Source organism: Saprospiraceae bacterium (genome assembly GCA_026129545.1).
GTDB lineage: Bacteria > Bacteroidota > Bacteroidia > Chitinophagales > Saprospiraceae > M3007.
In genome coordinates this window covers 1-24,547 of the sequence record JAHCHX010000005.1, presented here as the reverse complement: position 1 = coordinate 24,547, position 24,547 = coordinate 1, and the positions used below count along the sequence as shown (strand labels likewise).

Genomic DNA, 24,547 nt, shown 5'->3' with positions numbered 1-24,547 from the left:
GTGTTTGTTGAAAACAGGTGAAAAAATATTTGGCTAATCGGGCCTTGTATGTTTATCGAAATACAACGCAGTCCAAGCAACCACAAATGCCCCGGAAAACACCAGCATCGCATTGGCATACCCGCCCAGTACCGTTACCAAGGCTCCTACAAAAAATACTGCCGAGGTGGTGAATACCCGCCCGATGTTGAAACAAAAACCCGTGCCGGTAGCCCGCACTTCGGTCGGGAACAACTCCGTGACGTACACCGTCAGCGCCCCTTGGCTAATGCCGAAAAACAGCGCCAGCACAGCGGTTTCGACCAAGACAAGGGGTGAAAAACTTTGGTTCGACACAAACAGGAGGGCGCATACCATGAGCGTACCCGCGAAATTGCTCAGCAAGGTACGCCGCACCCCCATTTTATTGACCAAAAAACCGGATATCCCGGTGCCGAGCATACCCCCCATTCCCAATATCATCATGGTTGTTCCGCGCATTTGCCCCGCTTCCTCGCCGCCGCCGATGAGGCTGTCCACCCAAGTCGGCATCCAAGAAAAAATAGCCCACAGCCCCACGAGATCGAATCCGTAAACGATGGACCCGACGATCAGTTTTTGACGGTTCGGAGGCCTGAATAGAGATTTTAGCGGCGATTCATCCGCCTTTTCTCGGACCTGTATCGCGGTTTCTTTCAATAAAAACAACACCAAAAGGGCCACTGCAACAGGTGCAAAACCGATCAAAAACGCTTCCCGCCAATCGCTCAGCAGTACATTCAGCCCACCGGACAACACAATGCCAACCGGAAAAGCCACTCCCAAAACGCCCTGTGCCACGGCCCTGCTGTCCGCCGGCCAGCGTTCCGACACCAGCACGGCGCAGCTGAGCAACACACCCGAAACCCCTACGCCAGCCATTGCCCGCAGCACGACCACCCAGACCCAATCGTGTGCGCCCGCGGCAGCTACGGTGAACACGCCACAGGCGGCTGCTGAAATCGCGAGCATCTTCACCCGACCGAAACGATCGCTCAGCATACCAATCGCCAAGCCGCCCACGGTCATGCCCGCAAGATAGGCCGCGTTCAGGTACGGCCCCACGCGGCTCATGGTGGCTTCGTCGGCACGGCCAAGCATATCCCGAACCACATCGGGCAAATAGACCGACATCAGCATGGATATGGTGCCGCTGCAGATGTAGGTCAAGATGCACAGCACGAGCAGCAAAAAGGGGCGGCGCGGCAAATTATAATCCATACGTCAGCGCAAGGTAGTATATGCCCCCCACGGCCGGACTGCCGTAGGCTTGCACGACGTACTTGTTGGTCAGGTTGGTGGCACCGAGTTTTACGGTAGTTTTTACACCCGGAAGCCGGTAGCTCACTTGTGCGTCAATCAAATTGTAGGCTTCTACCGTACCGGGGCGAAGTTCGTTGAGCGTGCCGTACCACTCGAAGGATTCCTGCCAGCGCCACGCCACGTTGAACCCAAAGCGGTCGGTCACACGGGGGTTCGAGAACCCGATGTTGGTTTTCCAGCGCGGGGTATTGAAGGCCGGAATGTTGTTCGGGTTGGCGTCGAGGATGTTGAAATCGCTCCAGGTCGTGTTGCCGCTCAGGCGATAACCTTTTGGGAATAAGTACGTTAGTCCAAGCGTAGCCCCTTGTGTGGAAACTTTGTCGGCTGCATTGGTATAGAGTTGGAATGCCAGGACATCATTGTTCAGAAAATCATTGGCAACAGCTGGATTTATAGTGCCGTCAGGCAACAGTACCGTGGCGTTGTTTGGACGAATAACGACTTGGTTGATGATGAAATCCGTGAACGTGCTGTAGTAGAAGTTGGCATCGGCCACGAGGTTGTCGGTCAGCAATCCTTTGTAACCGATCTCGTACGTCTGGTTGCGTTCTGGTTTGATAAACGCCACATCCGATTTTTGAAACTTGTCTTTGTTGGCAAAGACGGCATCGGGAAAAGAGGCGCCCGATTGCAAGGACTGTTGGAAACCTTGAAAGAAAGCGCCCACGGAAGCCGCCGTCACCGAGTTTTCATAAGCATTCCAGCCTTTTGAATTGTCGGGAGCGCCGCCGAGAATGACAATCGGCCCTACGTTGAGGCTGATATACTGGTCGCCTACGGTTGGGTTGCGAAAACCGCTTTGGTAGGAAAGGCGCACGTTGTGCCGCTCCGAAGGGGACACAACCGCCGAAATACGCGGCGTAAAGCGCCCCTCGAAACTTTCGTTTTTGTCGTAGCGCACCGAGCCTACAAAGCGCAGTTTGTCGTTCATCAACGATTTGGAAGCTTGCACAAACGCGCCAAGCTCGTCGTTGGTCACCTTTTGGTCTTTGTCGTCAAACAGGGTGCCCTCGGTATTCATGTCGTAGCGGCGTACGTTTCCGCCCGCCTGCAATTCCACGAATTGCACGATGGAGGTAAAATCGTACTGCACATCGGCGTGGTAAAGTTTGCTTTTGCTCAAAACCCCGGCGCCCGGCAATCCGGGTGTAGCGATAAGTCTGGCTTTTTCCCGCTCAAACTCGGCCGAGCCGGGCAGGAATCGCCCTTGGTCGGCAAACGCCCGCGCTGCCGAATGGTCGCCTCCCGCTACCCCGTTGATGCCGCCGTTGAATGCGGTTTCGTATCGCATGAACCAAGTTGCGTCGGCTTGGGCTTCCGGCACTACATTTCCGTTGAGGTCACGCACCCAAGTGCGGGCTATTTTTTGGCCGAGATTGCGGGTACTGTACGAATCGTTGGAATTTTCGTTGGAGGAATAGGCGCGTACAAAAAAGTTGCGCCCGCGCAATTCGAGCCGCGGCTGCGTGAACGCAAAATTGTTGAGGCAAAAACGGCTGCTCCCGGTGTAGTTGGCCGTACCTTGGTTGTAATTGAAAGCGGCAATCGCCTCCAAGCCATCGCTGATTCGGTAGTGCAAGGCGCCGCCGAGTCGCAAAGAATATACATCGTACTCGGTCAGGTCATATTCGGTGTAACCGGTACGCGATACTTCCCCTATGTTGTTCAGGGTGCTTACTATCTCATCGCCGTAGATATTCAAGGCGTTGCGGGCGGGGTTGTTTGGCCCTTTTTGAGCGGCAGGCGTGTTGGGGTTTACATCGGTGTAATCCGTTGCATACCAATCTCTTCCGGCAAAATAGGAAGCGTTTATTTTGAATGCGACGCGTTTGTTTATTGCTTTGGCATACCGCGCCGATACCTCGTACAGCGGTTCGGCATTGTAATCGCCGTCGTTGATGTGGTTGATACCCAATTTGGTCTGGACGGTAAGTCCTTCAAAATCCCAGGGGTTTTTGGTGTGGGTGTGCAACAGGCCATTGAATGCCACTGGCCCCCAAAGCGCGGATGCCGAGCCGGGGATAAGTTCCACACTTTCCACGTCGAGGTCGGAGGGGCCAAAGAGGTTGCCGGGTGAGAAGCCCAGCCCTGCCGATTGGTTGTCCATACCGTCAATCAACTGGAGGAACCGGGCATTGCCCGTGTCGTTGAATCCGCGGGTGTTGATTTCCTTGTACGTCAGGCTGCTGGTCACCATGTCCATGCCTTTGAGGTTGGCGGTGGCATCAAAGTAACTGAGCGTGGCGATGTTTCGGACAGCAACATTGTCCATTTTTTCGATGCTTACGGGGCTGCGCAATAAGCGTTCTTCGGTGCGTGAGGCCGAAACGACAATTTCGTTGAGCGCCGAAAGACTTTCCGAAAGATTGATTTCCAACGGTGTGTTCGCATTCGAGATAGCAAATTCCTGTCGGGCCAGACCGACCGACCAGACCACCAGCGTGAGTGGTGGCGTAGCATCGGTGTTGAGGGTGAATTGACCGCCGACATCGGTTGTGGCGCCGCCCGATTTGCCTTTTATGGAGATTGTAGCCCCTGCGATACCCTCCCCATTGGAAGCATTTCGAACCGTGCCTCGCAGGGTGGTTTGGGCAAAAACAGTACATGCAAAAAGGCTTAGAAACAGAAAGGGTAGTAGTTTTTTCATGCGCTTTAAATTTTTGAATGTCAAAGTTTTGGAAATAAAAACCATCCCTCGGTACGAACGAATCGTTGAGGATGCTCGGTTGGTTTCCGAAATACTTGAAAACTGGGAAAATGACTGGGCGAAGGTGCTACAGCCAATCTAAAACTGCCAAGCGTGCAACAGGATTATAAGCAAATTTTAATGTGCGGGTTTGAGTGCGCCGGGGTCATGGCGTGTTCGTTCGAGCAGTAACCAAATGGCTCACGCGCTTATATCAGAGGCTTGTCGTACCCTTCCGGGCGTCGCCCATAGCTCACCGCGATGCGCTCGCCGAGGTGCTGAAAATAGACAGGATCGTCGGGCAGGGCGGTTGCGAGGCCGTCCACATACTTGTTGTACAGGCAAAAGAGTGCGGCGATAAGCACCGTGTCGTGGATTTCGAGTTCCGTGGCGCCGGCATTTCGGGCACGGACAACGGCGCTTTCCGTCACGAAGCGACCGCCGCGTTGGGTCAGTTGGGCTATGTGGAGCAGGGATTTCATTTTTTCAGAAATCGGCGCAGACTCAAAATCGCGGCGGATGTGTTCACAGGTTTCGCTTTCGCCTAGAAGTACATCAGTGACGGCGGCGTGTGCGGCGGCACAAAAACGGCAATCGTTGGCCTCTGAAACGACGGTGGCAATCATTTCCCGCTCTGCAAAGGTGAGCGTGCCGGGCCCGCGCAGCAGGAGTTGCGTGAGGGCGCGAATGGGTTCGGCGGTATCTTTTCGGTATTCCAAAAGGCCGGTGATGCCGGGCAGGTGCGGAGCGACAGGGATGTGTGGCATGTGTTTTTTTTTTACTTCACCATTAACGTACGAGACTTGCTGCGGTGGAGGTCTTTGGCGATGGAAAAGCTCTTTTTCCGGCTGGTTTCATTTCTGCCCTGCTTGGTGTTCTCTCCAAGCGCACCTCCGGCGAGATGCCAATCTGCCCCTTCTCACTCCGCCACTTCTGCTTGGTGGAAACACCGGGCAGGGCAGGAAATTTACTTGGCAGCCTGCGTCACATTCCCTTCAAATTGTCCTCCGGGTTTCTATCCACTAGCAGCGAGAATGGGTCCACGCCCGCCTTGTCGGGTTTTTCGTCCACGGTGAAGGTGAACGTGTTGAGCGGTTGGGTGATGCGCACGCGCTCGCGGTGCAGGGTCTTGCCGTACTTTTTGCCGGAGGCGGGTTTGGCGAAGGCGCCGATTTCGATGTAGTCGTTCACGGGCACCTCGGTTTCCTTGCCGAGTTCGTCGGCTTTTAGTTTGCGGCATTCGATGTGGATGGTCACTTCCCACTTTCCGTTGCCGAGGTCTTTGGCGGAGGCTTCCTTGCAGCGGTTTTCGAAGAGGGTGATGTCCTCGAACAGGTCTTTCACCACATAGTGCAGGGAGTCGGGCGCGTGGTCGTAGAACTCGTCTATGGCATCGAGGCTGACCGGATAGGGTGGGGGCGCGTATCGGAATTTTTCCAAAAACGCTCGCAAGGCAGCGTTCACTTGCGCTTCCCCAAGCATTTCTTTGAGATAATACATGGCACCGCTGCCTTTGTTGTAGTGGATGTAGCCTTGGTTTTCGCACTTGGCCAGCGGGAGTTCTTTTTGCGATTCGCGCCCACGTCCGCGCAAGTAGCGGTCCATCTCGTACTTCAGGAACTTGCGCATCTGGTCGCGCCCATATTCGTGTTCCATTACCATGAGGGCGCTCCACTGCGCGAAAGTTTCCACCAAAAACTCGCCGCCCTGCATGAGCGCGCCACATTCTTGGTGCCCCCAGTATTGGTGGCCAATCTCGTGCGCGGCCACATAGAACATCATGTCAATATCGGCATCCGGGTCTTTGAAATCCTGAATGAAGCCCACGCCCTCGGAATAGGGCATGGTGCCGGGGAAGGCTTGCGCGAAGGTGGCAAAGCGCGGAAACTCGATGATGCGGCATTGCTTGTGGTAGTAGGGGCCAAAGTTTTGGGTGTAGTAAGCCAGTGATTTCTCCATCGCGCCGAGCATACGTTCCACATTGAAGTCGTGGTCTTTGTGGTAATATACCTCGAGTTTGACCCCGTTCCAGTCGCGGCGTGCCACTTCGTAGCGGGCGCTCATGAAGGAGTAGAAATTGAAGGAGGCGTGGTCGAGTTTGTAGTGGAAGCATCGGCGGCCATTTTCCTCCCATTCGCGGAGGAGCGAGCCGGGGCCGATGGCGATTTGGTCGGGAGCTGTGCGGATGATGGTTTCTACCTCCACCCAATCGCTGTTGATGCCGATATAAGCTTCTCGGCGGTGCAGCGAGTCTTGGCGATTGAGGGCGGGGCGGCGGCTTTTTTCGGGCAAATTGAAATGTTTGCGGCGGTTCTTGTCGGACAGTTCAGCATCTGCCTGATAGCCAAATATGGGGATGATGTCGGTGTTGTCGAAGAAGGTGCCGTTTTGGGTGATGCGGCTCCACGAGATTTCGTTTTCGAAGCCTTTTGGCTCAAAACGCAGGTTGAATTCGAGCAACATGGAATCGCCGGGCTGGAGCGCCGGTTGGAGGCGGAACATTTGCCAGTGAAGCGCCGAGTCGTTGTGGAGCAGGGAGAGGCGCTCGTTTTTCAGGTCGAACTTGCCGTGTTGAGGCGTGTTCAGAAAGAGAGTGTCTATGGGTTTGTCGTAGATGTTGCGCGTCCAGAATCGCCCATTCACCCGCATGGTGCGTGTTTCGGGATAGAGGTCTATGTCGTATTTGGCATCATAGACGCGGGGTTGCTCGCGGCCTTCATATTGTTTGTACTTGATTTCATAATCGCGGCGCTGGCGCTCTTGCTGGCCGCTGTTGACATACTTGTTGAGCAGTTGGGTGTTGTAAAACGCCCAGCCTGCCACGCCGAGCCAAGCGGCCAACGTTCCGATGCCAAACGAGCGATATTGCCGCCATTCGAGGCGGGCGAGTTTTAGGCGTTTTTTCCACCAAGTCTCCTTGCCGCGCGGCCAGAAGAGGATGGCGGCCAATGCCAACAAGGCGCTGAACAAAAGCCAATAGGTGTTGAACCAAAACAGGCTTTTGCCAAATGGCTGATAACTGTAGAAATCGGAGAGGGTGTAGTCGGGGGTGCCGCCGAATTTGAGCATATTGCTTTCTATTTTCAGCGTGTCCCACACGAAACTGTTGACGATGATGAGCGCGATGGTGAGGAAAAAGCCGAGGTACATGTTGGGAGAGAGTGCCTGCACCAAAAAGGCTAACGCCAACATGAAGGCGAACCCCAGCATATCCATCACCAGCAATTCGCGCACATATACCCAGAGGTCGTGACGCGCGTAGCCCATTATTTTTTGGGCAATGATGGCTGTGGCCATGACGAGCAATTGCAACACGAGCATGATGCCCAGCACCGCCGCGTATTTGCCGAGCCACGTCGTCCAGTTTTGGGTGGGCAGGGCATCCACGATTTCGCTCACGCGGCTGTTTCGCTCTTTCCAGATGATGGCGCCGCTGAAATACACCATGATGATGATGGTGAACAGATAAAACGAGCCTCGTATGTAGCTGACCATTGTGTAGGTGACGGGGAGCTCGTGGGTTCCGTAGCCTTCGTTGGCATAGAACAGGTTGGGCACGCAATTGAGCAGTCCCAACAGCGCGAGCAGGATGAAGGCTGTGCTGCGCACGATGCCCCACCATTCGGTTTTTGTCTGGCTCCACAACTGGCTGAGGGCGGTGCCAAGCCCTTTGCCAGGCGCCACTTTGGGCAGCGCCCCCAGCACGCGGATGCCGATGAGGTCGGGGTCTTCTGCCATTTGCTTTTTCTGCTTTCGACCTGCTTTTTTTTCGGAAAAATCAAACAAACGATAGCCAAGGTACAGGATGAGCATGCCCACCGTCACCCATAAAATCCTGTTGAGCAGCAAATCGCCCGCCAGCCCCATCGCCTGCGTGTTCTTTTCGTCCACCGTCCAGTATTTGGTGACAATGCCGAACGCGCCAAAACCAAAGGGGTCGAGCAGGGATGCCAGTTTTTCATTTTCCACATCTCTGAGCAGGTTGCCAGCCACGATGTAACCCACCAACAAGGCGGTCGCCGCCACGAAGGAATACAGCGTGGAGCGCGTATTGATGGCCACCGCGTAGAGGATGCCTCCGACGAACAAGGTGTTGGGGATGGCAAACACGAGCATTCCCATGAGATGGCCTTGCAGGTCGAAGGGGCCGAAGCGGTTTGGTTCGAGCCAGTTGAACACCGAATTGAGCGCCACGCCCGTCCACATCCCCAAAGAGATGCCGATGAGCGGGAGCAGCGACATCAACGCTCCGCCCCAGAAGTGGCCAAAGTAGTAGCCGGCCTTGCCGATGGGTTTGGAAAACACGATTTGGCTGGTCTGCCGCTCAAAATCGCGGATGGCTGCCGAGTTGAGGAAGGCCGTCGTCAGCAAGATGCAAATGAGCGAAAACACGGCATACCAGTTCTGGGCCACGAAGGGGGCGTTTTTCCACACGTTGCCGAAACTGCCGCCGATGGTAACTTGGTCGGAGATGGTGCCGAAGAAGCACAACAACCCGATGATGAGCATAAAAATCCAGGGCATGGGCGAGCGTAGCCAAGAGCGGAGTTCGAAGGAGAAGAAGGTTCTGAACATGACTGGGTTGTGGGTTTCTGGTTGGAGGGTTTGAAAGTTTCTGGTTGGAGGCGAAGGCAAATATCTGTTTATCCTTTGGAGTTCGGGAAGAAATTTCTGGGCAGCCTACAAGCGCCATTCGCGTACCTTCGCCCGTACAACAGCCTCAAGAATCAAGAATGCCTTAGCGGTCGTTTAATTGATCCGTTTCAAACTTGACAACCCTTGCCCTCTATGCACGACTGGCTCACCGACAAAATTTCGTCAAGCCAAAAATTCGATTTCTCCGGTCCTGAAAAGGTGCTGGTTGATGCGATTTTTGACAAAATTTCGGCTTCCGACCTTAACAGCGGGCGGTACCTTGCCGCCGCCTTTGATTTGTTGATGACCGCTGAATACTACAAGTCGGTGACCATCAAGGGCTGGCACTATTGCCCCGATGGGAAACCAAAGATGTACTACTCTTTTTTAAATGCTTGCCCCTGTTGTCGCCTTCAACAACGGTTTGTGTTCACGCTTGGCAACAAGCCCCAGTCCGGTGCAATCGGTAAATCATCAACGTTAATCCTCGCGTTGCTGCTGAACGAGTATTTCAGTAAAACAGGGTCGAACGTGGAAATCAGGAAGAGTATGGAACCGATTGATTTGCTCCTTGTTGATGAGGTGAACAAGCAGGTGTTCGCAGCCGAAGTGAAATCTGCTCCACTGACCATTTTGCCGCTTTTTGCGGAATCCGATGAGATGACGATGATGGAGGAGGGGGACATCGTTAAGGTGAAGGCCCATGAAGTGACCTCAAATCCACATTTCAGCTCATTACCGACCTCCATCGGGTCGCCGACATTCAAAAATGGGGATTGGCAGTTTGCGTACTTCAACATGGAGGGGTCGAAGCATGACAAGCATTGGCCCTATATTGCGATTGCCAAGTTGGTTGAGACAACCGATTTTTGGAAACAGTATGTGAATTATTGGGTTGAAGCCTACGCCACATGCAAATATCGCAAGCGAGAAAATCCGATATACTGGTTTTCAAATGCTTGTGGCTCACCGCAGGCTGTTACCGGCAATTGGCCAGACAGGCGAAGCGGGGTGGCAAGGAGAGCATCTCCGACAGCAAAACCAGCGTGGGGATGGACCGTACCGACGACATCAAAAAAGGAATTTACCAAGTTTTGAAAGTTGGTGCTGACGGGAAGCCTTCCTCAAAAAATTATGATCTGAGCGTGGGCATACTTTCAAACGTGGATGCGGCCCGGCACTTCGATGAGTATTTACAAAATATCCAAAATGTAGTTTGGGCGCTTGACCCTAATGGCACTGCCAGAAAAATCGGAGACTTATCGCCGGAACAGGACGTGTTCAGCCTGTTTGACGGGATTGTCACGTTCACAAAAAATATTTCAAGAAACGACTGGTTGAAATCCATATTCAAGTTCCATGACGACTTATAACCACATCGCCCGAAAAGTTGGCCCGGTTGTACAGGAGCGCATCAGCGCACTCGGCATCGGCCAAAAAATGCAGGACTTGCCCGAACACCTTTGGCACGACAGTTTCAGGTTTTATGTCAAGGAAGACCCTACCCGCGTTGGAGGCCCCAACATCCGCCTGCTACGACTTGACCCCAGCAAGCCGTCGTTGACGGTGACCGGATTTGTTTTCAACAAGTTTGTTCATCCTTACGAAAACAGGTTTATCTCGGTACGCGAGGCTGCGCGCTTGCAAGGATTTCCCGACGACTTGGAGTTCAAGGGCAGTCTGACCAGCACGCAGCAACAAGTGGGCAACGCCGTGCCGGTGCAATTGAGTCGCGCTGTTTTTGATGCCATATTGGCGCATGCCTCCAACCACGGTTTTAAGGGGAAACTCCAAGCCCTCAGCCTGTTCTCCGGCGCTGGCGGCATGGACATTGGCGCCCACTTGGCCGCCCACGGAAACCTAAAAGTCGGCACGAAACTTTGCGTGGAATACTGGAAGGATGCCTGCGACACGCTAAGGGGCTACTTTCGAGATCAAGTGATAGTGGCACACCAGAGCGTCTTGGACATTCACGAGCCATTGGCTTTTTGGCAAGACAAAACTGGCTCGAACGACAAGCCGGACATTGTCTATGGTGGCCCTCCCTGTCAGTCGTTTAGCAATGCTGGGAAGCAAAAAGGCATTGAGGACGAGCGCGGCAATCTGATTTTCGACTTCCTGCGTTTTGTGAAAGCCCTTGAACCATCCTTTTTTGTGATCGAAAATGTTTCCAACCTAAAAGCCATTGACTCCGGTCAGATATTCCGTAGTATTGTAAAAATGGCGGATGGCTTAGGATACAACACGACCACGGGGGTGCTTTTGGCTGCGGACTACGGTGCTCCTCAATTGCGCAAACGTATCTTTTTCATTGGCTGCAAAAAGGGGCTCGGCCAAGTCCAACTGCCGATGCCCATGCACGGCAGCGGCCCGAGTTTGTTCCTCCAACCTTACGCCACTGTGGGAGATGCCTTCAGAAACCTGCCTCCATTGATGGGGCAGGTTGACGTATCCGAAGCGGAAGAAAAAGAAAGCCTAAGGTGGGCTGAACCGACGGAGTATATGGAGGAGGTGGTGGTGTAGCACTTTCCGGGTAATCTCTTCGCGCACGGCAAATTCCCCGGCAAGAGGGTTTTAGAGCGTTCACAGCCCCACAAACCCACCAAAATTTTCCATACTCACCACCTCAAACGCACTCCCCGGATAGGCATTCGCCCATCCGCCGGGGACTTTGGCGGTGGTTTTTCCCCACTTCATTTCGTAGGCGAACACGTTGCCTTCGCGTTCCTCTATCCAATCTATTGCCTGCTGGTCGTGGGTACGCCAAAAAAAGTTGTTGACCCGCATACTGGAGTAGTGTTGGTACTTGATGCGTTCGCAATTCACCAAATTCGCGTTAATTTGGTGAATGAATACACGCAATTAACGTGAATTCGGTGGGTTGTGACAATAGCAGCGTTTGCTGATTGGCAAACGTTTGTATTCAATAACTTCAGCCATGCGACTATACTTACTGTTTTTCATCTGCCTCTTTATCTTCTGGGTCTCTTGCGGTAAGAATAAAGACGAGGATTATCGCGCATCGTTCGCCGGAACCTACCAGTGCCTGAAAGCTACTTATGTAGCGCCGGCCAACACTTTTGACACCACGCTTGCGTCGCTTGAGGTAAAACTGGTCGGCGACTCTCTGGTCAGTTTGTTAGGGGAGGAGGTCAAGGTTGACAACTTGGGAACGATTGGGGTGGATGCCACAGGCGACTGCAACCTCAACTCTCTGCCGGGCTACCGCATTTTTTGCGGCAATTTTCATCACGACAGCCTATACCTGCAAACTTGGGTTGGCGTATTGGGGAATTTCACGCAATCCCACTATTACGGGAAGAAACAATAACCTGCTCGCCCCCCTCATTCTCCGCCGTGAATCTTCGCAAAAAACACATCCTCCAAGTCGGCATTCGCCGCCTTGAAGCCATCGCCGGGAGCCGTCTCGCTAAGCACATGGATGATGGGCTTGCCTGCCACAAGCTTGCTGGAAATGACCCGGTATTGCTGCTGATAGCTTTCTATTTCTGATTTTTGAATGGCTTTCTCCCAAACCTTCCCGGCCAGCGATTGCAGCGCCGCATCGGGCGAGCCTGCATACAAGACCTGCCCGAGATTGATAATGGCCATGTTGGAGCAGAGCTCCTTCACGTCCTCCACGATGTGGGTGCTAAGGATGACAATGACGTTTTCGCCAATTTCTGACAGGAGGTTGTAGAATCGGTTGCGCTCGCCGGGGTCGAGGCCAGCGGTAGGCTCGTCCACGATGATAAGCTTGGGGTCGCCCAGCAAAGCTTGGGCAATGCCAAATCGCTGGCGCATACCGCCGGAGTAGGAGGCCACGGACTTTTTGCGGTGTTCCCACAGGTTGACGCGCTGAAGCAGAGCGTTCGCCACCTCTTTTCGCTGACTGGCGGGAATGCCTTTCAACACGGCAAAATGGTCGAGCATCTCAAATGCGGAGATGTGTGGATACACCCCAAATTCCTGCGGCAAATAGCCGAGCACACGCCGCACCGCATCCTTTTCCTTGAGCACGTCTATTGCGCCATTGGTGTCTCCTTCGTTGGGCTGGAGCCACGCGCTGCCGCTGTCCGCATCTTGTAGGGTGGCAAGGGTTCGCATGAGCGTGCTTTTGCCTGCGCCGTTGGGCCCGAGCAATCCGTACATGCCAGTAGGAATGTCGAGCGATACGTCTTGAAGCGCCTTCACGCCGTTGGGATAGGTTTTGTTCAGATTGCGGATGGTCAATTGCATGATTTCAGAGATAGTGATTGATGAACTTGTCCACTCAAGCGCGTGGTTGGGCTTGCATTGACGGTGAAAAAATGTTTTGGGAAAAAAGTTTGATGTGGAGATTTCTATGACGAAGGTGCGAAACAGCCGCTCAAACCTGCGCCAAAGATTCGAGAAACGATTCGATAATTTGGATAAACGTTGTCAAAAATGCAGACCCGATGCTATCCAGCGCTCCAACATCTCTATTTCTCCCTTTTCGAGTTGGCGCTTTCCTTTGGGCGGCATGTGCTCGTCGTGATAAGCAGGTAGTGTGATGCGCCGATACAGTTCGCTGGCATCGGGTTTTCCAGCGGCGAGCACCGGGCCGTGTTTGCCTCCTTTGAGCAGGCCTTCGGGCGAGTCGAGCAACAAACCGCCCTTCTTCTTCTTGGGGTTGTGGCAGCCGACGCATTTTTGCTCCATGATGGGCTGAATGTGCGCAGTGTATTCCAACAAGCCTTCCGGTGCCGCCTCTTCCGCAGGCACAGTGGGCAAACCCGAAGCAGCGGCTTGTGTATTTTCAATTTTTTCAAACAAAAACCCCTCTCCGTGTGTGAGCGTGCCGCCAAAATGCCCCGCTGCCGAGACCACGCCAACCGCCACCGCCACTAAATGAAAATACCAACGGGAATGTCGCAGCAGCCAAGCACAGGGCGCCAGCACCGCCGATGCGAACCCCAGCCATTGATGGCGCAGGAGAAGCGCCTCGTCGTAGCCGCCCGTTTGGGCGAGCAACCATCCGCAAGCCGCCGCCAGCACTGCTGCCACTGCCCCCAAACCAACCGACCAGTCAAGCGCAGGGCGATACACACTCGTTTTTTCCCAAAAAGACAAAGCCGCCAGCGCCCCGGCCAGCAGCAGGAATCCGATGGGCAAGTGCAATAGCACGAGATGCAGGCGGCCTAATGAAATCATAAGTCAGGCATCAGTCTTTTTTGTCGGCCAATTGTTGGGCGCGTTCGGGCAATCGCATGGCCTTCAAGGTTCCGTTCAAGTCGTTCACCGACCATGTGTTGAACTTGACCGCGTTGAAAATGAACAGCACTATTAGGACAAGCGTCACAAACGCGGTAGCCCACCAAAAGTCAGCGTTCGGTGGTTTTTGCAGCGCCAACTTGGTCAAAATGAGGCAAAGCGTGGCAATGCCGGCAACAGCCATGTTGTGCGCCATCACGGAATAGACGTGCCACGATTCGATGAGCTTGAAATTGTTGGGTGCCATTTCGCGTGCCAACGCAAACTTGTTGGACAGGTGCATGCCAGTCTCGTTCTCTTGGTTGACAGCCAGATTGCCTTCCAACACTTTATTCAACCACCCGAAAAACTTGGTGCGCTCTGTTGCTTTGTATAATTTTCGCCCCAATGGGGTGACGGCAAACCCTACGGCATAGCCCATGCCCAAAATAGCGACACTGCTGCCCACTTTAAGGCGGCCCGCCAATTCCAAAAAATCCTGGGATGTGACAAGCGTCGGGTCGAGGATGAAAAAAGACGCGAGAATGCAAAAGCCCGGAAGCGCGTAGGCAAAAAAATCAAAGGCGGAGTTGAGTATTTTTTCCATGAAAGCCAGACTTTGCACAAACGTCGTAAAAATATACCTTGATGCGCCAAGATTTTTCAGACGCTCGCGACTGACCTGCCTGATTTTAAATGAACGGTGACTTCAGTCATGCTGAAAACTCAACGGTGCGAAGCATCGCAAATCATGCAAGGAAAAACCCTCTTCATCGCTGGCAGCCTCGCGGCGGCCATTGGTTTGTTGGCGGCCATACAATCCGACAAGCCACCGGAAGGAACGACCTATCTCGAACCCTCGCCCCAACGCGACGGCAACCCCGCCGCTGGCTACCAATACCTGCTCTACGGCGACTTTGTGAGCAGCGGCATCCCCTTAAAAGTGTTTCGGCGCGTATCGGGTGCCAACAGTGCCGACGACCTTGGTCGAACGGGCGACGCAAAGGGCATACCATTCAGGTTCAACGTGGCCACCACGCCCAACGGCGTGAAAGTAGTAGCCCCTACATGCCTCACCTGTCATGCCGAGCGCCTGAACGGCCAAATCGTCGTCGGATTGGGCAACAACACCTACGACCACACAAGCGACGCATCGGCAAGCTTTCAAGCAGCAGACATCGCCGTGAAACTCGCGTTCGGGGAAAGCTCGCCCGAATGGGAGGCCTATCTGCCCGCCAGCCGCGCTACCAAGTCCATTGGCCCCTACATCCGCACCAAAACACGCGGGCCCAACCCAGCGGATAAAATTTTTGCCGCCCTCTCCGCGCACAGGCGCGCTGCCGACCTCATCTGGCTCGACTCGGCCCAATTCGACATTCCGCTCGAAACCGTCCCGACCGACGTGCCAGCTTGGTGGCTGACCAAGAAGAAAAATGCGCTGTATTACAATGGCTTGGGCCGGGGCGACTTCGCCCGCCTTGCCTCTGCTTCCGGCATGCTGACCATGCTCGACAGTGCCGAAGCACGCCGCATAGACAGCCATTTGCCCGATGTGATGGCATGGATTCGCACCCTTGAGCCACCGAAGTACCCATACCCGATTGACCAACATTTGGCCACCGCAGGCAAAAAAATCTTTGAGCAACGATGTTCCAAGTGTCATGGCACTTACGGCGATTCAGTCTCCTACCCCAACCTGTTGGTCAGCTTGGAAAAAATCGGCACCGACCCACTGCTTGCGCAGGCCTACAAGACGCACCCCGAATATCACAGTTGGTACAATGACAGCTGGTATGGGAAAGGTGTTCACAAGGGGCAACTCCTCCCCAACGATGGCTACGTCGCGCCTCCGCTCGACGGTATATGGGCAACAGCGCCATACCTGCACAACGCTTCCGTGCCGACATTGGATGATTTGCTCAATAGCCCACAACGCCCTGTTTTTTGGAAAAGAAATTTTGAAAACACCGAGGCCAACTACGACCAAGGCAAGGTCGGTTGGAAATACACGACAGAACCGTCCAAAACAGACACGGAAACCTACGACACTACCCTTCCCGGCTACGGCAATAGCGGCCATAGGTTTGGCGACAAATTGAGTGCTGAGGAAAGAAAGGCCGTGATAGAATACTTGAAGATGCTGTGAGACGAGCCGTCAATGAAATGAGCTAAAACGGACAACACTTCATCGAATCGGCACACCGTGCTCATGTCAAATCGGCATTGCCATCCACGAACTTGCAATCGAACCAGAAAGAAGAAATGCGCCACAGGTCATCTTCGCCGCGCTCCAAATCAAATTCGTAACTGCCAACAAAAGTCCGCGTGTTGCGGCCCGATTCGACGGGTTTGTAGTGATACGCAATGCCATAGCAGAACACATGGGCAAAATCGCCACCGTGCAGGTCCACCACGAAATTGCCAACCTGATGATGTATGGCTTTGAGGTCGCTAAAACCGTCCTCCCAACGTGCGATAATTTCTTGTGGCGTAAGGGTCTCCGGCTCCCCACCAGTCAAAGAGGTCATGTCAAACGCGACACTATCGGCAAAGCATTTTTCCACCATGAGCCAGTTGCGGTTATCGGTTTGGATAAAAAGTTGGTTCACCGCATCCACAACTTGCTGGCGCTTGACGAGCATTTCAGTCGAATAATGCATAACAGGAGATTGGCTTGTTGATTGAAAGTCTGTTGTCTGAATGTGGCAAAGGTCGCCCCCGGCATTTTTATGCCACATGACGGTTGTCATTCGAGGCGATGATTGTGCATTTTTTCCCTGCACTGCAAAATAGCAAAAACATACTCTTTCACCTCCGTTAAGCAGAAAAAACCGAAGTTTGCCCCCTTTCATCACAATCTGTATGCAAAATTCTCCCGGATGAACGCTTTCCGCTCGCTCCTCTTGCTGCCCTTGATGGCCATCGCGCCGTCGCTTTTCAGCCAAAACACCCCCAAGACCCCCGATGCGTTTTTCACGCACAAACGAGGCGAACAATTCACCCCACACCACCAACTGGTCGCCTATTTCGAGCACCTTGCCGCCCATGCCCCCAACACCATGCGTCTGGAAAAATATGGCACCACCAACGAAGACCGCCCGCTCCACATCGCCATTTTCTCCTCGCCCGAAAACATCGCCCAACTCGAACAAATCCGCCTCAACAACCTCCGCCTCGCCGGACTGGCCGACGGACGGCCCGACCGTGCCAACCCCGTCGCCATCATCTGGCTGAGCATGAGCGTGCACGGCAACGAACCCTCCGGCGCCGAATGTAGCCCCCTGCTCGCACACCGACTCGCCACACAAACCGACGAAGAGACCAAGAATTGGATGCGCAACACCGTCGTCATACTCGACCCCTCGCTCAACCCCGACGGCTACGACCGCTACACGCACTGGTATCGCGGCGCGAGCAACCTGCTCAAAAACGCCAACCCCAACAGCCGCGAACACCGCGAACCCTGGCCCGGTGGCCGCACCAATCACTACTATTTCGACCTCAATCGCGACTGGGCATGGGCCACACAGGTGGAAACCCAGCAACGGCTCGTCGTCTATCAACGATGGATGCCACACGTCCACGCCGACCTGCACGAGCAGTATGTGGACAACCCCTACTACTTCGCGCCAGCCGCAGAGCCAATGCACGACTACATCACTCCCTGGCAACGCACTTTTCAGACCGAAATCGGCCAGAACCACGCACGCTATTTCGACGAAAACGGATGGCTCTACTTCACCAAAGAAACGTTCGACCTCTTTTACCCCTCCTACGGCGACACCTATCCCATGTTTAGCGGCGCCATCGGCATGACCTACGAACAAGCAGGCCACGGCACCGCCGGCCGCGCCATCATCAATGGGTTGGGCGACACGCTCACCCTGCACGAGCGCATCGAACATCACCTCACCACCAGCCTCTCCACCATAGAAATGGGCAGCAAAAACGCCGCCCGCATCGTCGAGAACTTCCGCGAATACTTCACCCGCTCGGCCGCACAGCCGCCCAGCCTCTACAAGGCATTCGTCATCCGCGAGACCAACGACCCCAACAAGGTGAACGCCCTATGCCGATTCCTCGACCGCCACCAGATTCGTTATGGAAGGGTCGGTGCCGGCTTTTCGGGCCTCAAAGCTTTCGACTACGCCAGCGGCAAAGAGACGAGCATATCCATCAACCCGGAAGACGTGGTCATCAGCGCCTTTCAGCCCAAATCTGTATTGGTGGGAGTGCTATTCGAGCCAGAGTCGCGCCTGTCCGACTCCTTGACCTACGACATCACGGCTTGGGCGCTGCCGTTTGCCTACGGGCTGGAGGCTTATGCGCTGAAAGAGCGTTTGGACCCCAAAAAAGCCTTTGAGCCATACAAAGCGCCAGAGGTGAAAATTGCGGCCTCGCCCTATGCTTGGTGTGTGCACCGTCGTTCGCTCAACGAAGCGATGTTTTTGAGTGAAATTTTGCAAAAAGGCGTGAAAGTGCGCATGGCTACCAAATCATTTGCCATCAGCGACCAACAATTCGGCGCCGGCGCGTTCGTCATCAACCGCGGCGACAACCGCCTCATAGCGGGCGAGCTGGACGGCATCGTGCAAGCTGCCGCCACCAATGCCAACGTGCCGCTCCACCCCGTCTTCACAGGCTTCTCCGGGCGAGGCAGCGACTTAGGCTCCGATGCTTTCGCACCCATTGACCCACCCTCAGTGGCGCTTCTCTATGGCGACGAGGTGGACGACAATTCTTTCGGGCACGCATGGTTCTTCTTCGAGCGCGAATTGGGCTACCCCGTCTCGCCAGTCCACTTGGACAAAATCCAGCGTGTCAACCTCAACGACTTCAACACGCTCATCCTTCCGCACGGCTACTACGGCTTATCCGAAACTCAAACGAGAATCATACAAGATTGGGTCAAAAGCGGCGGCAGGCTCATTGCCTACGAAGGCGGGGCAAAAGCATTTTTGGGCAAAGACGGTTTCGACCTGAAACACAAAGACGAGCCTAAAAAAGACTCCACCGCCGCGCCCACCCCCTATCGCTCCCGCGAGCGCGAGAGCATCAGCGACCAACTGCCGGGGGCCATCGTGAAGGCCAAAGTGGACAACTCACATCCGCTCGCGATGGGTCTTCCCGATTACTATTTTTCGCTGAAAACGGGCGCCGACGCATTTCAAATGCCGGAAAAAGCAACAGCCGTCATCTACTTGGAAGAAACCTTCCCGTCTTACGGTTTCATCGGCAGTCGGGTGAAGCCGCGCTTAGGCAAGACACCCATTCTGACAGTCCAGAAAATCGGCGGCGGGCAAGTGATACTCTTCGTGGACAATCCGCTATTCCGCAGCTTCTGGGAACAAGGAAAAGTGCTTTTTGCCAACGCCGTTTTTTTCTAAGAAATACGGATTGGGATTGGGCAAGAGGGTTAAAACAGACTATTCAGGCGGTGATTTCAAATCACCGCCTGAATAAGACCCATTAGCCCGCACCCGTCGTCACATCCCAATCAACCGCCACGCGGGAAATTGGCCTCATCCTCATCCACCGCATCGGGAGGTGCCGTCGTGAGCACCTTGTAGAAAAAGTAGGCCGTGACGGCGATGACGATACCGTTGGCCGAAAGCATCATAATCAGTGCGGGAGTACTCATGTTTTAGTTATTTTTTCGTGAAACAAGGAAGCAACGAACGCACGCAATGCGCACCACTACTCACGGCTCGGAATGGGCATCCTTCCCTCGCGGTTGCGCTTGCGTTGTGCCAGATAGACCAACAAGGCGATGAGCGCAAAAATGACAACCAGCAAGAGCCGCGAGCCATTGACGAACGTGAGCGTTTTTTCCAATTCCGTCACTTGCGCGGGGTCGGTGGCAGCAGCAATTTGTGCGTGCAGGTCTTTATTCGCTATTTTGTCCAAAATGCCGCCGCTGCTCAACAAACTTCCGAAAAACACGCAAATCAAGATGACAGGCGTGACGTACTTGATGATGTATTTGTAAATGACCGGCACCTTCATGTCGGCGTTGCGGTTGATTTCCGCCCAAGCGTTGTCCATGCCAAACACCCACGCGAAGAGTATTATCTCAAACATGGCGAACACGACCAGCGACACCGAGCCTGCCCAGTAGTCGTACTCATCGAACACACCGTAGCTAAAAAAGAACACCGTGGGAGCCCCGAGAATGAACACCAGCGCGCCAAAAGCCCATGCAGCCCGTTCGCGCCGCCAACCAAACTCATCGCGCAAAAAGCCCATGACCGGGGTGCCCATCGCCAACGACGACGTGACGCCTGCAAAAAACAGCAACCCAAACCACGCCATGCCTGCCAACGCCGCCAAAATCGGCCCCCACTGCTGAAACAGATAGGGCAACGTGCGGAAGCCAAGCCCCAAGCCACCCGTCTGCGTGAGCTCCACCACGCGCTCTATGCCGAGATAGCCCACCGAAATCGGAATCAGGATGGCGGCACCCAACACCACTTCCACAAACTCGTTCATCCACCCTGCCGACATGGCATTGAGCGCCACGTCGTCGCGTTGGCGCAGGTACGAGGCGTAGCATTGTATGCTGCCCATGCCCACGGAGAGCGTGAAAAAAACCTGTCCCGCAGCAGCCAGCCAGACTTTGAAATCCCAGATGGAGCTAAAATCGGGTGTCCACAAAAAGTTAAGCCCCTCCGTGCCGTCATACTCCGCTCCGGCTTCCCCCGCAGTAAGGGTGATGCCGCGCACGGCGAGAAAAATGCCAAAGAATATCAGCAGCGGCATACCCACCTTCGCGGCCACTTCCACGCCGCCAGCCAACCCACGAGAAAGAATCCAAGTGTTCAGCAGCAAGCAAATAATCCAAAAGACAATCGGCTCGCTGGTGCCAAGACTGACGTAGTCCGCGAACATCTGGCTGACCGCTGCCGCGTCGTTGCCAGCAAAAGCGCCCGATATGGAACGCCACACATAAGCCAGCGTCCAACTTTCCAAATAGCAATAGTAGGCCGCCACGGCCAGGTTGGTGAAAATGCCGAACACACCCACATATTTCCACCACACACGCTTGCCCCCGCTGACGCTGTTGAGGATGAACGGCGTGGAGTGGTCGCCAAAACGACCGCCAAAGCGCCCCATGCTCCACTCCACAAACAACAGCGGAATGCCCATGAGCAGAAAACAAATAAGATACGGAATGATGAAAGCGCCGCCGCCATTCTGGATGGCCTGCGCGGGGAATCGCAGGAAGTTGCCTAAGCCGACCGCGTTGCCCGCCATAGCCAAGACTAATCCGACACGCGAGCCCCAAGCTTCTTTGTGTGCTGACATGAGTGTTAGTGGGTAAATAAAGTGATGAGTGTAGTTGTTTTTTCAGCGGGCAAGATAGGACGGTTTTGGAATTTGGCATTTTTGATTTTGGAAAACGCGAGCACCCTGAAACTTTGTGGCGCGAGGCATTACCTTAGCCGCCGCGAAGACGCGGCAAACCATCGTGAATCTTTAAACCAAACGCTCATGGTCAACACCATAAAAGGTCTTATCGGCGAAGGCAAAACCCAAGAAGCCATCAGCGAAATGGCCAAGTTCGCCGCAAAACATCCCGATATCCAAAACGCCGTCATGCTCCTGAGCGGACAATACGCGCAAACAAATATGCAATTTGCCATGGGGCTGGCAGATGCGCAAGCCAGTCAGGACACGATGACAAAAATCCGGTTCGGATTGCTCAACCTCTTGGACGAGATGCAGGCCAAAAAACTGTTTTCAACAGGCGCAAACTCGGATGAAAACGAAGAGGCGGCGGGGCCAAAATCCAAACTGCTCTTCCTTGCCTCCAACCCCGTTGACTTGGGGCCGCTCCAATTGGAAAAGGAGTACCTCGAAATCCGCAAGATTTTCAAAAACCATCGCGACAAATTCATCATCACAGAGGAGTTCGACGTATCGCTCGACTCCTTCTTTGAAGCCATATACCGGGAAAAACCACAAATCATCCATGTCGCCGGATATGCCGAACCAGACGGCGCTATTCTGTCAAACAAAACCGACCACACTTCCTATTTGGTGCCATTTGAGTTTTTGGCACCCGCTTTCAAAATGCTAAAGGGCACCACTGAATGCGTTTTCTTCAATACGGGCGAGTCCAATCTTTTTGCCAAAGTCGTTTCGCGCGTGATTCCTTATGCCATTGGCATCAAAGGCGTAGTGCACGACCATGAGGCGATGAGTTTTTCCAGCGGTTTTTACGCCGCGCTCGCTTTGGAAAAAAACTACGAAAAAGCCTTTAAAATGGGCTGCGACCTGTCGGTTTCAACCCCCATGGCAGATATTTACAACGCAAAGCCCACTGATGCCGGAGCGCCCCGGCAAAAGTATTTTCTCTACCAAAACGGCCTTTGCGAAGGAGACACCGATACGCCCGACGATTTTTTCATGCCAAATGCGCGAGAGCAAAAAAGCAAAAAAAGTAGTAAAACGTGATGGCTATGCCCAGATTAAGTAGTACAGCGGATTTGCAAATCCGCCATACACCCAAGCAGCTAGCGCGATGTGTGCTTTTTGAGGAACACACTACCGCGTCACTAACATTTTTGCCCTAAACCGTCGCCCCAATCGGTCGGTCACCTCCAACACATACAAACCGCCGCGCAAACCCGCGACGGAAAACGCCCACACCCCGTCCCCGTTCGCGGAAAGAGATGAGGTCAGCGCCAACCTGCCTGCCACATCGAACACACGAACCACATCAGGCATCATATCGCCCGCTCTTACCCACACCAACGAGGATGCTGGGTTCGGATAGACCTCCAAGGGATGGGCCTCTGGGTGGGCGGCAACGTTTGTGGGGACAAGACAGCCGGGAGTTGTTCCGGGAGGCAAGACATCCTGATGTTCGTATTGGTCTTTCAACCATAATGCGTGCTCCATGAGCGGCACATAGCCCGACAACGGCGACGGCGAATCACCGCGTGCCCAATGAAAAGCCACAAACATATTATTCATGGCTCCTGACTTGTGTGTGTATGGCCCATACGATACCAGCGCCCTGCGGTTGCCGGGCTTGTTTCCGGCACTCGGCTCCGACCAACCCTCCGCAGCAAACGGATTGCCGGGAAAAGCGTATCGGGTCGGTGGCAAAGGCAAATTGGGGTTGTAGCCCCTACCGCTCGCAGTCAGAGGGGTCATATCGGGGAAACGTCCCATGAGGTACCTGTATATTTCGATTTTGCCTTGCGGCCATGTGACGATAGCGGGAAGGCCATCTGTCTGTCCGTAGTAAATCGGCATGAAGGTCTGTTGAGTTGGCTCGCCAAAAGTATCTTTCGGAAATGCCAAGTCAACCATTGCAACCAAGGGGGGATTGTTCAAAAATATATTGTCGTCGTAACTGTCGCCATTGTATCCGAACAACGCAAAGTCGGGAATTGACCCAATGCAATCGTCCTGCGAGTATCCGATTTCAAAGTCGAGCAGCAAGCCGAGATAGACATCGTCCAATCTGTATTCCATCGCTTGCCAAAAAGTGTATTCCGCAAAAATCGTGTTGTGCAAGGCAGGCTCCTCGGGACAATTGTACGCCGACAACACACAGTATGTCTGTATCAACAAGGGCAATGAGCTGGGTATTGATTGCACAGTAGCATCGTGGTAGCACAAAAACACAAACTCATCGGGCATAAAAGGAAAACCCAACCCATATTCATAAGTATGAAGCGGGTACTCGCCTTTTTCCGGTTCATATATCCCATTTGCGTTGAGGTCTTTGAACGGTGCGACGTGGACAGGAGCTTCTATCGAAACGCCATTCAGGTCAACATCCCAACCTACATTGACACTGCCCGGCCACTCCATGATGGCCGAAATAGGGTTGTCAACAACCCCGTTGTCCATGAAATCAGCGCGATGCGCTTCAATATCGGCCCTCGTTACCTTCCAGATTTTGTTCCCATAACCAGGCGTTTTGATAAGCCCTCCTTTGAACGGCGACACTCCCCAAGCAGGATGCGCGACAGCCGTATATAGATTGCCAAACGGGTCTTGCGCCCCCAGCCACGGGAACACGCCCCGAAACAAAGTCGCCCGTGCAGGGTCGTCGTCAGATGCCTTGGGTACCAAAAAACCGCCTTGTTGCCCGCCCATGAACAGATTGCCGTTGGCCGTGACGTGCGCCCGGACGGAATTGGCCTCCAACCAGACGGAAGGCGGCACCTGTGTCACGCAAACAAACGGAATCAGCAAGGTGATTAGCAACAATCTCATTATGGCCTGCATTATTTTTTCCGAAAAATACGGCGGCGACCAACAGCCCACCTAACCAACTTTTCTCAAAAGTCAGGTTTCTGAAATGCACTACCTTTGACCGGAGGCCGTCTTGCAAGTACTTATACTTCGCGCCGTTAGGTTTTGGGCATGGCTGCAATCGAAATCTGCTAAAAATCAAGAACATCAATCATGTTCATCTAACAAATCCTAGCGAATCTAGGTATAATAAGCCCCCCTTCCCCTCATGCTCGCTTTCATCACCCGCGCCCTCTCCGCATCGTCGGAGTTCAAAAAACAGCTCGAAGCCGCTGGCTGGCAAGTGGAGGGCCGCTCGCTGGTCGCGCTCTCGCCTTTGCCCTTCGAGGAGGCCCCCGCCTCCGAATGGGTCTTTTTTTCGAGCCAAAATGCGGTGCGGTTTTTCTTTCAGCAGCT

Annotated in this window: 20 protein-coding genes; 8 read left to right on the top strand and 12 right to left on the bottom strand. The window is 54.0% G+C overall.

The window, feature by feature from the left end; all coding sequences use genetic code 11:
* Window positions 1-33: 33 nt before the first annotated feature.
* From KIS77_21445 to KIS77_21430, 4 genes are all read right to left on the bottom strand, one after another.
* Window positions 34-1,239, bottom strand: a complete 1,206-nt coding sequence (locus tag KIS77_21445; protein MCW5924899.1) for an MFS transporter — start codon at window positions 1,237-1,239, stop codon at window positions 34-36.
* Window positions 1,229-3,988: a TonB-dependent receptor gene (locus KIS77_21440; protein MCW5924898.1), complete on the bottom strand. Its 2,760-nt coding sequence runs from the start codon at window positions 3,986-3,988 to the stop codon at window positions 1,229-1,231. The genes KIS77_21445 and KIS77_21440 overlap by 11 nt, the downstream gene beginning before the upstream one ends.
* A gap of 248 nt (window positions 3,989-4,236) precedes the next feature.
* Window positions 4,237-4,794 (bottom strand): carboxymuconolactone decarboxylase family protein, encoded by a 558-nt coding sequence (locus KIS77_21435; GenBank protein ID MCW5924897.1) that lies wholly within the window; start codon window positions 4,792-4,794, stop codon window positions 4,237-4,239.
* Between the two features lie 217 nt (window positions 4,795-5,011).
* Window positions 5,012-8,602 (bottom strand): hypothetical protein, encoded by a 3,591-nt coding sequence (locus KIS77_21430; GenBank protein ID MCW5924896.1) that lies wholly within the window; start codon window positions 8,600-8,602, stop codon window positions 5,012-5,014.
* Window positions 8,603-8,815: 213 nt separating this feature from the next.
* Here KIS77_21430 and KIS77_21425 point away from each other — a divergent pair, with 213 nt between their 5' ends.
* The 3 genes from KIS77_21425 to KIS77_21415 are packed head-to-tail and all read left to right on the top strand — an operon-like array spanning window position 8,816 to window position 11,185.
* Window positions 8,816-9,760, top strand: a complete 945-nt coding sequence (locus KIS77_21425) for a hypothetical protein (GenBank protein MCW5924895.1) — start codon at window positions 8,816-8,818, stop codon at window positions 9,758-9,760.
* Window positions 9,715-10,035 carry a hypothetical protein gene (locus tag KIS77_21420; protein MCW5924894.1) on the top strand — a complete coding sequence of 107 codons (321 nt, stop codon included), beginning with the start codon at window positions 9,715-9,717 and terminating at the stop codon, window positions 10,033-10,035. Before KIS77_21425 ends, KIS77_21420 begins: the two co-directional genes overlap by 46 nt.
* A complete protein-coding gene (locus KIS77_21415) occupies window positions 10,022-11,185 on the top strand; it encodes a DNA cytosine methyltransferase (protein ID MCW5924893.1) in 1,164 nt (387 codons plus the stop codon). Before KIS77_21420 ends, KIS77_21415 begins: the two co-directional genes overlap by 14 nt.
* Before the next feature lie 60 nt (window positions 11,186-11,245).
* Here the strand turns inward: KIS77_21415 and KIS77_21410 are convergent, their stop codons facing one another.
* Window positions 11,246-11,491, bottom strand: a complete 246-nt coding sequence (locus KIS77_21410; protein ID MCW5924892.1) for a hypothetical protein — start codon at window positions 11,489-11,491, stop codon at window positions 11,246-11,248.
* 109 nt (window positions 11,492-11,600) lie between these two features.
* On the opposite strand from KIS77_21410, the gene KIS77_21405 reads away from it, so the two are divergent.
* Window positions 11,601-11,993, top strand: coding sequence for a hypothetical protein (locus tag KIS77_21405; protein MCW5924891.1), 393 nt, complete (start codon window positions 11,601-11,603; stop codon window positions 11,991-11,993).
* Between the two features lie 14 nt (window positions 11,994-12,007).
* Here the strand turns inward: KIS77_21405 and KIS77_21400 are convergent, their stop codons facing one another.
* The 3 genes from KIS77_21400 to KIS77_21390 form a co-directional block, all read right to left on the bottom strand.
* On the bottom strand, window positions 12,008-12,901 hold the full coding sequence (locus KIS77_21400; GenBank protein MCW5924890.1) for an ABC transporter ATP-binding protein: 894 nt from the start codon (window positions 12,899-12,901) through the stop codon (window positions 12,008-12,010).
* A gap of 183 nt (window positions 12,902-13,084) precedes the next feature.
* On the bottom strand, window positions 13,085-13,837 hold the full coding sequence (locus KIS77_21395) for a hypothetical protein (protein ID MCW5924889.1): 753 nt from the start codon (window positions 13,835-13,837) through the stop codon (window positions 13,085-13,087).
* A gap of 10 nt (window positions 13,838-13,847) precedes the next feature.
* A complete protein-coding gene (locus tag KIS77_21390) occupies window positions 13,848-14,483 on the bottom strand; it encodes a hypothetical protein (GenBank protein ID MCW5924888.1) in 636 nt (211 codons plus the stop codon).
* A 144-nt stretch (window positions 14,484-14,627) separates the two neighbouring features.
* Between KIS77_21390 and KIS77_21385 the strand changes: the two genes are divergently transcribed.
* Window positions 14,628-16,022 carry a c-type cytochrome gene (locus tag KIS77_21385; GenBank protein ID MCW5924887.1) on the top strand — a complete coding sequence of 465 codons (1,395 nt, stop codon included), beginning with the start codon at window positions 14,628-14,630 and terminating at the stop codon, window positions 16,020-16,022.
* A gap of 61 nt (window positions 16,023-16,083) precedes the next feature.
* Here KIS77_21385 and KIS77_21380 read toward each other — a convergent pair whose 3' ends face one another.
* A complete protein-coding gene (locus KIS77_21380) occupies window positions 16,084-16,536 on the bottom strand; it encodes a nuclear transport factor 2 family protein (GenBank protein MCW5924886.1) in 453 nt (150 codons plus the stop codon).
* Between the two features lie 219 nt (window positions 16,537-16,755).
* Here KIS77_21380 and KIS77_21375 point away from each other — a divergent pair, with 219 nt between their 5' ends.
* Window positions 16,756-19,263: a zinc carboxypeptidase gene (locus tag KIS77_21375; GenBank protein ID MCW5924885.1), complete on the top strand. Its 2,508-nt coding sequence runs from the start codon at window positions 16,756-16,758 to the stop codon at window positions 19,261-19,263.
* Between the two features lie 110 nt (window positions 19,264-19,373).
* On the opposite strand, the gene KIS77_21370 is transcribed toward KIS77_21375, so the two are convergent.
* Window positions 19,374-19,517 carry a hypothetical protein gene (locus KIS77_21370; protein MCW5924884.1) on the bottom strand — a complete coding sequence of 48 codons (144 nt, stop codon included), beginning with the start codon at window positions 19,515-19,517 and terminating at the stop codon, window positions 19,374-19,376.
* A gap of 56 nt (window positions 19,518-19,573) precedes the next feature.
* Complete coding sequence (locus tag KIS77_21365) at window positions 19,574-21,181, bottom strand: sodium-dependent transporter (GenBank protein MCW5924883.1); 1,608 nt, start codon at window positions 21,179-21,181, stop codon at window positions 19,574-19,576.
* A 186-nt stretch (window positions 21,182-21,367) separates the two neighbouring features.
* On the opposite strand from KIS77_21365, the gene KIS77_21360 reads away from it, so the two are divergent.
* Window positions 21,368-22,333, top strand: coding sequence for a hypothetical protein (locus KIS77_21360; GenBank protein ID MCW5924882.1), 966 nt, complete (start codon window positions 21,368-21,370; stop codon window positions 22,331-22,333).
* Between the two features lie 90 nt (window positions 22,334-22,423).
* Here the strand turns inward: KIS77_21360 and KIS77_21355 are convergent, their stop codons facing one another.
* Entirely contained in the window at window positions 22,424-24,112 is a 1,689-nt protein-coding gene (locus tag KIS77_21355; protein MCW5924881.1) for a T9SS type A sorting domain-containing protein, read from the bottom strand.
* 247 nt (window positions 24,113-24,359) lie between these two features.
* On the opposite strand from KIS77_21355, the gene KIS77_21350 reads away from it, so the two are divergent.
* Window positions 24,360-24,547, top strand: a 188-nt coding sequence (locus KIS77_21350; protein ID MCW5924880.1) for a hypothetical protein, incomplete at its 3' end; no start/stop codon positions are given.